Annotated in this window: 13 protein-coding genes, 1 tRNA gene and 1 other RNA gene; all 15 read right to left on the bottom strand. The window is 52.8% G+C overall.

The genetic code is table 11. The annotated features are described in order from the left end of the window. Window positions 1-137: 137 nt before the first annotated feature. Window positions 138-223, bottom strand: a tRNA-Leu gene (locus tag LLG09_04710). A gap of 35 nt (window positions 224-258) precedes the next feature. Continuing rightward, complete coding sequence (locus LLG09_04705; protein ID MCE5196415.1) at window positions 259-522, bottom strand: hypothetical protein; 264 nt, start codon at window positions 520-522, stop codon at window positions 259-261. Between the two features lie 22 nt (window positions 523-544). Next, on the bottom strand, window positions 545-1630 hold the full coding sequence (gene mnmA / locus LLG09_04700; protein ID MCE5196414.1) for a tRNA 2-thiouridine(34) synthase MnmA: 1086 nt from the start codon (window positions 1628-1630) through the stop codon (window positions 545-547). Then, a complete protein-coding gene (locus LLG09_04695; GenBank protein ID MCE5196413.1) occupies window positions 1627-2250 on the bottom strand; it encodes a YigZ family protein in 624 nt (207 codons plus the stop codon). The genes mnmA and LLG09_04695 overlap by 4 nt, the downstream gene beginning before the upstream one ends. Then, window positions 2240-3571 carry a replication-associated recombination protein A gene (locus tag LLG09_04690; GenBank protein ID MCE5196412.1) on the bottom strand — a complete coding sequence of 444 codons (1332 nt, stop codon included), beginning with the start codon at window positions 3569-3571 and terminating at the stop codon, window positions 2240-2242. The genes LLG09_04695 and LLG09_04690 overlap by 11 nt, the downstream gene beginning before the upstream one ends. A 62-nt stretch (window positions 3572-3633) precedes the next feature. Further along, on the bottom strand, window positions 3634-4704 hold the full coding sequence (gene buk / locus LLG09_04685; protein MCE5196411.1) for a butyrate kinase: 1071 nt from the start codon (window positions 4702-4704) through the stop codon (window positions 3634-3636). A gap of 9 nt (window positions 4705-4713) precedes the next feature. After that, window positions 4714-5616, bottom strand: coding sequence for a bifunctional enoyl-CoA hydratase/phosphate acetyltransferase (locus LLG09_04680; protein ID MCE5196410.1), 903 nt, complete (start codon window positions 5614-5616; stop codon window positions 4714-4716). Window positions 5617-5742: 126 nt separating this feature from the next. After that, window positions 5743-6903 (bottom strand): amidohydrolase, encoded by a 1161-nt coding sequence (locus LLG09_04675; GenBank protein ID MCE5196409.1) that lies wholly within the window; start codon window positions 6901-6903, stop codon window positions 5743-5745. A 1-nt stretch (window position 6904) separates the two neighbouring features. Continuing rightward, complete coding sequence (locus LLG09_04670) at window positions 6905-8053, bottom strand: amidohydrolase (protein MCE5196408.1); 1149 nt, start codon at window positions 8051-8053, stop codon at window positions 6905-6907. A 14-nt stretch (window positions 8054-8067) separates the two neighbouring features. Then, window positions 8068-9105, bottom strand: coding sequence for a low-specificity L-threonine aldolase (gene ltaE, locus LLG09_04665; GenBank protein ID MCE5196407.1), 1038 nt, complete (start codon window positions 9103-9105; stop codon window positions 8068-8070). Window positions 9106-9205: 100 nt separating this feature from the next. After that, window positions 9206-9385: non-coding RNA, 6S RNA (ssrS, locus tag LLG09_04660), on the bottom strand. Window positions 9386-9422: 37 nt separating this feature from the next. Further along, window positions 9423-10691 carry a histidine--tRNA ligase gene (hisS, locus tag LLG09_04655; GenBank protein ID MCE5196406.1) on the bottom strand — a complete coding sequence of 423 codons (1269 nt, stop codon included), beginning with the start codon at window positions 10689-10691 and terminating at the stop codon, window positions 9423-9425. Continuing rightward, complete coding sequence (gene hemZ, locus LLG09_04650; protein MCE5196405.1) at window positions 10681-11898, bottom strand: coproporphyrinogen dehydrogenase HemZ; 1218 nt, start codon at window positions 11896-11898, stop codon at window positions 10681-10683. The genes hisS and hemZ overlap by 11 nt, the downstream gene beginning before the upstream one ends. Beyond that, window positions 11868-12503 (bottom strand): MBL fold metallo-hydrolase, encoded by a 636-nt coding sequence (locus LLG09_04645; GenBank protein MCE5196404.1) that lies wholly within the window; start codon window positions 12501-12503, stop codon window positions 11868-11870. The genes hemZ and LLG09_04645 overlap by 31 nt, the downstream gene beginning before the upstream one ends. Before the next feature lie 10 nt (window positions 12504-12513). Next, window positions 12514-12906: a D-tyrosyl-tRNA(Tyr) deacylase gene (gene dtd / locus LLG09_04640; GenBank protein ID MCE5196403.1), complete on the bottom strand. Its 393-nt coding sequence runs from the start codon at window positions 12904-12906 to the stop codon at window positions 12514-12516. Window positions 12907-12935: the final 29 nt, after the last annotated feature.

The following is a 12935-nucleotide window of genomic DNA, read 5'->3' as shown; positions in this document are numbered from 1 at the left end:
GTCTCTGCATCTGCCGCCTCATTTGCGGCAAATGGTCACGGTTCGCCGCTGGACTTTCAGCCTACATAATGCGCGGCGGGCGGACACACCAGAAAAGAACACACGCTTATCTTCAAAGACAAGCGTGTGTTCTTTTCTGGTGCCGAAGGCCGGACTTGAACCGGCATGTACGTAAATACGCTTGATTTTGAGTCAAGTGCGTCTGCCATTCCGCCACTCCGGCATGTTTTTTCTGGCGCATCAAGAATATAACATATTTCAGCTGTTTTCGCAAGCGCTTTGGCTGATTTTTTTTAGTATTTTATCCATGATTTCCTCATTTGTCCCGGCTTCGATCAGCTCATCGTTTAATCTTAAGATTAAACTGCTGCGGTGACAGGGCCGGCAGGCATTGATACATCTTTGCGTATAAAAACGCAGCGGGGTATTCTGCAGCGACGTTTTGATATTCTCCGCTGTTTGGGCAGCGCCTGCCACCGTACGTAAGTTATCTTCACAAAAATCGATTGTCTGGCATTGCATGGTGATTTTCTCTCCTTGTTTTTTAAATGATTTGGCGGATCCGTCCGCCGCCGAGCAGTTCGTCGCCCTTGTAAAATACGATGGCCTGGCCGGGCGTAATCGATTGCTGTTCTTCTCTGAATTCCACCAAACAGCCTCCATCCGGAGACGGTTTGATCAGCACGTCCACCGGTTTTGCGGCGTAACGGATTTTTGCTGATGCCTGCAAGGGTTCCTGCAGTGCATCAAAGGCAATCCAATTCAGCTGATCGGCCAGTAAGCTCCTGCTGTAGAGAAATTCTTTTTCAGCAACGATTACCCTTTTGCTGACGGCGTCAATCTTCAGTACATAGAGCGGCTGCGGCCAGGCGAGACCAAGCCCTTTTCTTTGTCCGATGGTAAACTGCTGATAGCCTGTATGTCTGCCCAGAATCCGCCCGTCACGATATACGATCTCTCCTGCGTAATTACCGGGCCGGTAAGCTGTAAGAAATCCACCGATATTGCCGTCCGGGATAAAGCAGATATCCTGACTGTCCGGTTTTTCCGCCACGGCCAAACCTCTTTCGCGCGCCATTTGTCTGGTCTGCTGCTTGTTGTAAGTGCCGAGCGGATATAGCGTCATAGCCAGTGCCTGCTGCGTTGCGCTGTATAGCATATAACTTTGATCTTTTTGGACATCGATCCCTTTCAGCAAGTGATAACGCCCTGCGGCATAACACACGCGAGCATAATGACCCGTAGCAACAAAATCGGCTTGCAATTCTCTCGCCTTCTGATAAAGCAAGCCGAAACGCATGGTTTTATTGCAGAGCACACAAGGATTCGGTGTTTCCCCCGCCAGATAGGCTGCAACAAAAGGTTTAACCACTTCGTTTTCAAAACTCTCGGCGAAATTCAGCACATAAAAAGGAATCTGCAACTGAAAAGCCACTCGTCTGGCATCCTCCACCGCGGAAAGGGAACAGCAACCGCCAAGATCAGCGGTTAATTCTTCCCATCCGGGCGGTGTCCAATTGCGGATCGTCACCCCGATCACTGCATAACCCTGCTCCTGCAACAAACAAGCGGCTAAGGAACTGTCCACGCCGCCGCTCATTGCCATCAGCACCCGTTGTTTTTTCATCACTCTGCTTCTTCCTCTGCTTTTATTACGCGAATGCTGCCACCGGACAAATCAAACAGACGCGCCGAGAATCGTGCCAGGTCCACCGGACGAATTTTTGCCCGCACCAACACTTCCAGTTGATACTCCGTCTCAACAATGACAGCCTGGATGGCTTGCAATTCCCTTGTCACCCAGCCGATCTGATCATACCGGCAGGGTATCCGGATCTCGGTCAGGATTGTTACGGTTTTTCTGCCGGCTTCCTGCAACACGCCGGCCGCCGCCGCATGGTAAGCCCGGATCAGGCCGCCAACCCCCTGCTTGACACCGCCGTAATAACGCGTGACGATGACCATCGTATTGGTCAGTTTGAGGTGGTCGATGGCTGTCAGAATCGGAGCACCCGCCGTTTGGGACGGCTCGCCGTCGTCGCTGTAACGAAACGTGCTTTTGCTGTCATAGCCGAGCCGGTAGGCCCAGCAATGATGCGAGGCACCCGGATATTTCTTTTTCATCTCTTCCAGGAAAGTTCTGATCTCCTCTTCTTTCTCCACCTCGGCCGCATTGCCATAAAAGCGGCAAAGACCCACGGCGATTTTTACGCTGGCGGGATGGTCTGGCACATAATACTCAAGAGTCATAACGATCTCTCCAAAGCCGCCGCAATCGTTCTTTGATCTTGGCTTCCTGACCGTTTTCCGTCGGCTGATAGAAACTGGACCCCTGCAGCGCTGTCGGTAAGTATTGTTGTTTGACAAAATGCTCCGGATAATCATGCGCATACTGATAACCTTGGCCATGTCCGAACGAAATTGCCCCCTGATAACTGGCGTCGCGCAGGTGCGGCGGTACTTCAATGTTATCCGCCTGTTCGACTGCGGCAGCGGCTGCTTCATAGGCTTTGTACGAAGCGTTGCTTTTGGCAGCGGCTGCGACATAAGAAACCGCCTGCGCCAGATTAATGCGCGCTTCCGGCAGGCCGATCAATTCTACCGCCTGCGCCGCGGCAGTGGCTACCAACAAAGCCATGGGGTCGGCGTTGCCGACATCTTCGCTGGCGCAGATTACCACGCGCCGGGCGATAAACCGAGGGCTCTCCCCCGCTGCCAGCATGGCAGCCAGCCAAAACAAGGCGGCATCCGGATCACTGCCGCGCATCGATTTGATAAAAGCCGAAATGATATCATAATGCTGATCGCCGTCCTTATCATAACGCAAGGCTTTGCTCTGCATCGCTTCCGCAATGATTTCCAGGGTCAGTTGGATTTTGCCGTTCTCGCCCGGCGGTGTCGTCAGCGCTGCCAACTCCAACCCATTGAGCGCTTTGCGGGCATCGCCGTTGGCGCTGTTGATCAGATGCCGCATCGCTTCCGCTTCGATTTCCAGAGGCAATTCGCCCAGACCGCGTTCTTTGTCAGTGATCGCCCGGCGCAAAATACTTTCCAGGCTTGCCGCAGTCAGAGGCTCCAATTTATAAATTCTCGCCCGGCTCAGGAGTGCCGAATTGACATCAAAAAAAGGATTGGCTGTGGTAGCGCCGATCAGGCCAATGATCCCCTCTTCCACCGCCGAGAGCAAAGCATCCTGCTGCGCTTTGTTGAAGCGATGAATCTCATCAACAAAGAGAATGGTTTTTTTGCGATACATTTTTCGCAAATCCGCAGCGTCGGCGATTACTTTTTTTACATCGGCAACTCCGGCAGAAACTGCGCTGAGCGAATGAAATTCCGCCTTGGTATAATGAGCAATCAGACGGGCTATGGTCGTTTTGCCACTGCCGGGCGGTCCGTAGAAGATAATCGAGCCGATGCGATCCGCCTCGATCGCGCGGCGCAGTTGGGTCCCTTTGCCGATGATTGCTTCCTGCCCGATGATTTCATCTAAAGTCCGCGGCCGCATACGCGAAGCAAGCGGTTCGCTGCGCCGATTGTCGTCCGCAGCCGCCAAATCAAACAGATCCATGCTTCCGTCTCCTTCTCCGTTCTTTCCTCTTAAAAAACCCGTTGATTGGTTTTCAGCCGCTTTCATTTTCCCGGAAAGGTATGTGCCGCTTCTTCCCCGTTTAAAACCCGCAGCACACCGAAAGCCAATGCTTCCATTTCACGTGAACCGGCCAGTACGGCAACGGGAGCCAAAAAGCGGATTCTCTGTGTGATCAGACTGCAGAGCCTGTCGGAATGCGCTAAGCCGCCCGTCAGCAGGATCGCATCCACGGCACCGTTGACCACGGTCGCCAACGACCCGATACCCTTGGCAACCTGCAGTGCCAGCGCCTGGATCAGCAGCAAAGCTTGTTCATCTCCCTCGGCATAGGCTCTCTTTTCCACTTCGATAAAATCATTGCTGCCGAGATAATCGACCAAACCGCCTTTGCCTTTCAGCAGTGTCTGCATTTCGCTTTCCGTATAGCGGCCGGAATAACATAGTTTGACCAAAGCGCGGCAGGGTACTCCGCCGGAACGTTCCGGCGAGAAGCTGCCTTCGTCGTCTGCCACCAGATCCAGGATTTTACCATTGCGAATCAGGTTGCTGGTGATGCCGCCGCCCAGATGGGTCACGATAAAGCTGCTGCGCAGGATATCCAGTCCCGCCCGGTCCGCATATTCAAAGCAAACCGCTCTGCTGTTCAAAACGTGGGACAGGAACAGTCTGGGCAGTTCTTTGATACCGGAAATCGTGTAAAGCGGCTCCGGTATACCGCAGCCGCAGACAGGATCATAGATATAAGCCGGCCGCTGCCATTGTTCCGCTAATTCGTAAGCGATGATCGGCGCCAAATTGGAGGCGTGCGGCGCCGGGGAAAGACGCGATGCCCGGACCAGGGCGGCATCGATCCGATAAGCGCCGCTCTCCAATTGACCGATGACTCCGCCGCGGGCAGCGATCGCAGTCAAAGTTTTGGTATTAAAACCAATCTCCTGCAGATAAGCCAAGATTGCCGCTTTGCGCAGTTCGATCTGATCGTTAATCTGGGGAAATTGCTTTAAAACAGCGGCTGCATGCTGCAAATTACATTCATACTGTTTGTTTTTATCCTGAAACAACGCCACTTTGGTGGAAGTGGAACCGGGATTGAGCACTAAGATGGTCTGCATAAAGCCTCCTCAGCAGCAAATAGCCGCTAAAATCAGAGAGTTTCGCTTTTCTGTCCGGTGTGAGCCGCGGGAAGTCAGGGCGATCGGCACGCTTGCCCCCACAATCAAACCGGCCATTTCGGCGTGAGCGGAAACGGTCAGCGCTTTGCCCAACAGATTACCGCTGGTCATATCACTGACCAGCATAATATCCGCATCCCCTACAATCGGGCTGCTGTAGCCTTTTTTTTCGGCGATTTCCCGGCTGATCAGCAAATCATAGGAGATCGGTCCCTCCACCCAGCAGCCCGGCAGTTCCCCGCTGCGGTTCATGGCGGTCAGGGCAGCCGCGTCGAGCGTTTCCGGCATGGACGGATTGACTTTTTCTACCGCCGCTAAAATCCCCACTTTGGGACAGGGATAACCCAAAGACTGCAGTGTCAGCACCGCATTGAGCAGGATGGCTTTTTTTTGGCTGAGATCCGGTTTCAGCACCATCCCGCTGTCGGTTAAAACGATTAATTTAGGATAACCCGGAATTTGTAAAAAGGCCAGATGCGAAATCAGTTGACCGCTGCGCAAACCTTTTGCTTTGTCTACAACGGCTTTCAATAAAACCGCAGTCTCGAGATTTCCCTTCATCAGAAAATCAGCCCGGCCGGCCCGGATTTCCGCGACCGCTCTCTCGGCCGCCAGCGTTTTGTCCGCGGTGTCGATGATCTCAATTTCGGCGGTTTTTCCGCCCAGAGCAAGCCAAAGACGGCGGATTTTCTCTTGCTCACCAACGAAAAGTACGCGCAGCAACCCTTGCTGTTGGCAGTCAAAAAGCGCCTGCAGCGTAGCCGGATCATCCGGACAAACCGCTGCGACCGTCTTTTGGGTCTGTCTTTCCAGGGCAAAGCGGATCAGTTGATCAAAAGTCTGAAAAGCCACGCTATTCTCTCCCTTCGGAGTTTCTTTGTTCCAAATCATATCATTTTTCCGGATGAAAAGCAACAAAAAAACAGGAATCGGCCAATCAATGCCAAATTCCTGCTCTTTGTAAACCGTTAAAAATCGTTATGCAGGAAACGAATCTTCTTTTTGATAGACTCGCTTTCCTTCAATATAGGTGGCCAGAACCTGAGAGCGGGTTTTAAATGGATGACCGGACCAAATGACGAAATCGGCATCCTTTCCCGCTTCGAGGGAACCAACCCGCGCCTGCACACCGAGAATCTCCGCCGGCGACAAGGTCATCGCCCGCAGGGCGGCCGCTTCCGGTAAACCATTGGCGGTTGCCAAAGCGCCTACCACATTATAGAAGGGAATCGGCACAAAGGGATGATCGGTGATCAAAGCAATTTTCACGCCGGCTGCATGCAGGATAGCCGGTGTGGTAAAACTCAAGTTTTGTGTTTCAACTTTAGAGCGGTGAGCAAGCGTTGGTCCCACACAGGCGGGAAACCCTTTTTCCGCCAAATAATCGGCAATCAGGTGACCTTCTGTGCAATGCTCGATGGAAATTTGAATCTGGAATTCGGCGGCAATGCGGGTGGCGGTAACAATGTCATCGGCACGGTGCGCATGCACGCGCAGCGGCAATTCCAGGCGCAGAACTTTCGCGATATTCTCTAAGCCCAAATCAAAATCCGCCTTGCCCTCTTTGAGTTTCGCCATATACTCGCGGCCTTTGATCAGATACTCGCGCAGCATGGCGGCAGAACCCATCCGGGTGGAAGGCATCCGCTTCATGACCTGACCGTGGAAGCGTTTGGGATTTTCACCCAAAGCCGATTTAATACCGCTGGGAGCCCTTAATACCATCTGATCGATCACATTGCCGGCCGTCTTGATGGTCAGCATTTCACCGCCCAGGATGTTGCCGGAACCGGGACCGGTTTGCACGGTCGTAGTGCCAATGCTTCTGGCGTCGGCAAAACTGTGGTGCGCCGGATTGACGGCGTCCAGCCCGCGCACCTGCGGTGTGATGGGAGAAGAACTCTCATTGCCGTCGTAACTGGCATGACCTTCGGCTTCCCCCCAGAGACCGACGTGGGTATGCGCATCGACCCAGCCGGGCAGAATCGTGCAAGTGGCGGCATCGATCCGTTCCGCGTCATTTGGGATGGCAATATTCTGACCGACTGCGATGATTTTGCCGTTCTCCACCAGCATGGTAGCGCCAGTCATCTTACTCGTGGAAATCGGATATAAGTTAGCATTGATGATAGCCAGCATCTTATTCCCCTCCCTGCCAGACGATCGTTCCGTTAATCACGGTATAGCAGACCTGCGCCATCAGCTCAAAGGGATCTTCGCTCCAGACAACCAAATCGGCATCTTTGCCGACTTCCAGAGACCCGATCCGATCGGACAGACCCAACATTTTCGCCGGAATTTCGGTGATGGCTTGGAAGGCAATTTCTTCATCCAAACCTTCGCGAACGGCCAGTCCCGCGGAAATATGCAGATATTTTTCCGGGATAATCGGATGATCCGAAATGATGGAAAAAGCTACGCCGGCTTTGGCCAAAGCCACGGGCGTGTGATAACCCATATTCTTTAACTCGACTTTTGATTTTGCGCTCATGGTCGGACCGACTGCGGCATAAATCCCCCTGGCGGCAATCAGTTCCGCCACTTTATCTCCCTCTGTGCAGTGTTCCAAAGAAATTTCAATTTGGAATTCCTCGCCGATGCGCAGGGCGGTCATAATATCGTCGGCTCGATGCGCATGTATTCGCAAAGGAATTTCACGCGTTAAAACCTTGCTCAGATTTTCCTTGCGCATATCGAAGGCCTGTTCCTTACCGGTTTCCTTTTTCAGCAGATAATTCCTGGCCTCCAGCAAAGCCGTACGCAGTACCGCCGCGGACCCCATGCGGGTGGAAGGCATCTTTTTTTGACCGCCATAAACATTCTTGGGATTTTCACCCAAAGCGGCCTTCATACCGGATAATTGCTTGATCACCATTTGATCCACCACGCTGCCGGCAGTCTTTAAGACCACCATTTCGCCGCCGATGACGTTGCCGGAACCAGGTCCCACCTGCACCGTCGTGACACCGCCGGCCAGACAATCTGTAAAACCCTGATCATAAGGATTGATTCCGTCTAAGGCTCTGACCTGCGCCGTATTGGGATCGCTGCACTCGTTGACATCGTCACCGGCCCAGCCGATTGATTCTTCCATCACACCAACATGGCTGTGCGTATCAATCAAACCGGGCGTGATGATCTTCCCCTCTGCGTCAATCACGGTTGCCGCCGCCGGAATGACAATATCCTGACCAATCGCACTGATTTTCCCGTCCTGCAGCAGGATTTTGGCGTTTTTAAGTTTTCCGTGCGCCGCTGTCCAGATTTCTGCATTGATAAATGCCAGCATAACCTCAATTCCTCCTATTCAATGCTATCAATCCGCTCGACGGCTTCTTTGATATCCGCATGAGAGAGATCCAGATGCGTCGCAAAACGGATGCTGTAAGGGCCGTTAGCGCCAATTTTAATGCCTTTCCCGGCCATCACCGCCACCCATTCCGTACCTTTTTTACCGGAAGCTTCCGTATTCACCACGACCAGGTTGGTCATGATATTCGGTCTGACCACTTGCAGCCCTTTGACTTGATCCAGTGCATCGGCCAGCAAAGCGGCATGGGCATGATCTACACTCAGCTGCGGAATATTATACTGCAAAGCATACAAACCGGCCGCGGCAATCACGCCGGCCTGACGCATGCCGCCGCCGACCATTTTACGCCATTTCCTGGCTCGCCTGATGAAATCACGCTCTCCCACCAACACCGATCCGACCGGAGCGCCTAAGCCTTTGGACAAACAGAGCTGAGCAGAATCCAAACCCTGCAAAAGGGTTTTAATCGTGATCTGCTGCGCCACGGCGGCATTGAAGGCGCGCGCGCCATCCAGATGAATATGCATACCGTGCGCGTGGGCAACCTTGGCCACTGCCTGCATCTGAGCCGGGGTAGAAGCGGCGCCGCCGCCTTTGTTATGGGTATTTTCCAAACAAACTAAGGTTGTTACGGGATAATGGATATTATCCGCCCGGATGGCGGCCTCCACAGCAGCCGGATCCAGCGCACCCTGTGCTGAAAGCGGTCCGCGCAGCGTTTTTGCCTGGATGCCGCCCAAGGCTGCCATGCCGCCCACTTCGTTAACAAAAATATGACTGTCTTCTTCCAGAATGACTTCGTCGCCGGAACGGCAATGACTGAGCAAAGCCAATAAATTGCCCTGAGTACCGCTGGTGACAAAAAGAGCGGCTTCAAACCCGGTCATTTCAGCTGCCAGTTCTTCCAATTTGTTGATGGTGGGGTCTTCCCCATACACATCGTCACCCACCTCGGCGGCAGCCATTGCGGCTCGCATCGCCAGACTGGGTTTGGTGATCGTATCACTGCGGAAATCAAGCATCTTCATGAAATTACCTCCCAACTCATTAATCAAAGCTGTATTTCGACTCCCGAACCAGATATTCCTTTCTCAAATGAGATAATAAAAAACGGCTGTTACGCCGTTTTTTATTCCCGCAATGCCGTTTTGGATGACTATTTGAACCTGCTTTGACGGCAGGGTGGTGTTCGCACGCCAAAAGCTGAGTCCTCTTGGAAAAGAGTATCATGACTTAGAGCAAATATAGAACTCCTATGTTTTGATGTTGGCTCAAAACGAATCATCCGATCGAACACCGCAGGAACTACTTTAATTGTATCATAGAGCGCGGAGTGAAGCAAGACCTATTTTTCCTGTTTCGCCAGGAAGCGGGTCAGCAGCTCTGCTTTGCTCATTTCCGTCTGCTCTTTCGTTGCCATATCACGCAAGACAAAGATCCCACGACTCAATTCCTCTTCTCCCAGGATGGCCACGTTTTTGGCGCCGAGCTTGTCGGCATATTTCATTTGCGCTTTTAAGCCGCGGTTGAGATAATCCTGATCGCAATAAATGCCATTCTTTCGCAGCTCGGCCATCAGTTCGGTGGCGAGCAGATGCGCCGCCTGACCGATGGCGGCAAAAAAAACCTGCAGAGGCGGCTGGACTACAGGATTTGTTTTGGCGGCCTGCAGAACCATGATCGCCCGATCGACGCCCAAAGCAACCCCCACACCCGGCAAAGCACTGCCGCCCAATTCTTCCACTAAGCCGTTATAGCGTCCGCCGGCTCCGATGGCAGAACTGAGCACGCTTCTGTCCGGGTAATAGACTTCAAAGACGGTTCGCGTATAATAATCCAAACCACGTACCAGATTGGTATCAATGCGATACGCGAGACCGTACGCCTGCAGATAGGCTTGCAGCGTTTCCAAATGCTGCCTGCAGTCATCACACAAATAATCGGTAATTCTGGGAGCGGCAGCCAGGATCTCCTGACAATGTTCATTTTTGCAGTCGAACAGCCGCAGCGGATTCTTCTCCAGACGGTTTTGACAATCGGTACAGAGTTCCTGCCGACGGCTGCTGAGACTGTCAATTAAGGCCCGGCGATGGAGCGGCCGGCATTTGCTACAACCGACACTGTTGATCACCAAATCCGCCTTCTCAATCCCCAGGCGGCGATAAAATTCCATGGTCAGCGCGATAATTTCGGCATCCATAGCCGGATCATGACTGCCGATGGCTTCAATGCCCAGTTGGCTGAATTGTCGGAAACGGCCTGCTTCCGGTCGCTCATAACGGAACATCGGTCCGTTATAATAGAGTTTCGCCGGCAGCGGTTCATTTTGCAGCTTGTTCTCCAAAAAAGCGCGTACCACTCCGGCTGTTCCTTCCGGGCGCAGGGTGAGAGAGCGTAACCCGCGGTCACTGAAAGTATACATTTCTTTTTGGACGATGTCGGTGGTCTCACCGACACCACGTAAATAGAGCTCACTATGTTCAAAAATTGGCAGGCGCAGTTCTCCATAACCAAACGCATCGCAAACATCGGCAAAAACGCCTTCCACATAGCGCCAAACCCGACTGTCTTTCGGCAGAATATCCATGGTTCCGCGTGGGGCATTAATCATCAAGCTGATCACCTCTCAGTATTTTTTCCAGGAAAGCGAATTTCTTGACGGCATTCTCTTCCCCGCGCTGTAAATAAATATAAACATCTTTTGGATTGGCGACACGATAAGGCTTTCGCTCGCCTGCTTGCTGCAGCATAAATTTGGAAGCGGCGCCTACTCCAAATCCGATGATATTCATGCGTTCCGCAATCATCAGGATATTATAATGGGAGGCAAACCCCGGCAGCGTATAACCGATATTCTCCGCACCGGCCAGAATATCCCGCTGCCGGTATAAATAATACGCCAAATAACCGTGCCTGGCAAGCAGATTTTGCGAGTCATCAATCATTCCGGCTGTAACCTGATGATCCAATTGCCGCAGCATTGCCTGATCCTGATGCAGACGGGAGGCTCGTTTCAGGGCTAAGGCATGAATGGTAATATTTTCCGGACGCCACTGCAGGATCTGCTGCAGGCCCTCGTCGAATTCCGCTCGGCTTTCCGCCGGCAACCCGGCAATCAAATCCATATTGATCCAGGAAAAACCTAAGCGGCGCGCCGTATTCAGTGCTTGTTCCACTTGATGCGCCGTATGAAAACGGCCAATGCGCTGCAGTGTCTTGGTTTGCAGCGACTGCGGATTGATACAGATCCGGCTGACCCGTCCCTGTAAGCGCCGCAGCAGCGCTTCGGTCATCAATTCCGGTCTGCCGCCTTCAAAAGTGATTTCCGTTGCCCGGGGGAAATTTCGCTGCAGGCAATCCAGCAGCGTTTCCACCTGCTCCCCGCTCAGGCAAGCGGGTGTACCGCCACCGATGTAAATTTGGTCGGTGCGCTGACGCATTTCCGGAAAAGCATCGACCGTTGCTTCCACTTCCCGCAGGAGCTGATCACAAAATGGCTGAACCAGGGCTTGCACCTTGCCGATCGGATGTGAAGCGAAGGAGCAATAAACACAGCGGCTGGGGCAGAACGGGATGCCCAGATAAATACCGATTTTCTTTTCCACAGGAAAGTTAGCTGTAAAAGCAAGCCTTTCCTCCTGACAGACGCGCAGCAGCAGCAGACTTTTGGCTGGGCTGACCTGATCGTTTTCCTGCAGATGGCGTAAAATCTCCGCATCTGTTTTGCCTTGCTGCCATAATTTGTGCACGATCTTACCCGGACGTACCCCGTTCAGTTGCCCCCATGGTTTCATTTGACAGACATCGCCATTTTTAGCCATGGATTCGTTGCCTTTTCCTCTCCGATCGTTGTCTCCCGATTGTGCCCGGGATGGACCACAACCTGATCCGGCAGCAGACGAAGAAGATACTGAAGGGAAGCCATCAGAGCAGCGCGATCTCCGCCGCTCAGATCACTGCGTCCAATCGAACCGGCAAACAGCGTATCACCGCTAAAAACATCTTCGCCGAGCAAAAGACAAATACCACCGGGTGTGTGTCCTGGTGTATGCAGTACCTGGATCTCTGTTTCACCAAAGGGGATGCGTTCTCCCCCCATCAAAGCTTCCCCGTTCGGCACAGGCGTAAATTGAGAAGCCAGCAAGCCTGCCAGGTTCAGCTTCGCATCCTGCAGAGCAGGCAGGTCTTGTTGGTGGATCAGGAGTCGTGCTCCGGTTGCCGCCACAATGACGGCATCATCCGCGATATGATCGTAATGCCCGTGCGTATTAATCAGGTAGAGTAAGGACAACCGGTTTGCGCTGATCTCAGCCAGGATTTCTTGGGCACCGCCGCCGGCATCCACCAGAAAAGCCTGCCGCTGTTGATTGGATACCAGATAGGCATTGGAAGCAAGCGATCCGACCCGAAAACGTTTGATATTCACATTTACCACCTCAACTCTGTTTTTTACTGTCAATCAGCAAGGTAACCGGACCGTCATTGCATAAAGTCACCTGCATATGCGCCTGAAAGCGACCGGTCTGCACCTCAATTCCCTCGGCACGCAGGCAAGCCGCTGTCTCGAGATAAAGCAGATCTGCCTGCTCCGGCGGCGCTGCGTCGCTGAATCCCGGCCGCCGGCCCTTTCTGGTATCAGCAAAGAGCGTGAATTGGGAGACCAATAAGATTTGACCGCCGGTCTGCCTGAGAGATCGGTTCATTTTTTGCTGTTCATCTTCAAAAATGCGCAGATGGACGATTTTTTCAGCCAAATAGCGGCAGTCAGCGCTGTCATCTTCTTTACCGACACCCAAGAAAACCAGCAGTCCCGCTCCGATTTCTGCTATTCTTTCGCCTAGATCGGAAGAGCGTCGTG

It is taken from the genome of Negativicutes bacterium (genome assembly GCA_021372785.1).
Classification (GTDB): domain Bacteria; phylum Bacillota; class JAAYKD01; order JAAYKD01; family JAAYKD01; genus JAJFTT01.
Note: the sequence above shows the minus strand (reverse complement) of the source record. Positions and strands in the feature narration are given on the sequence as shown.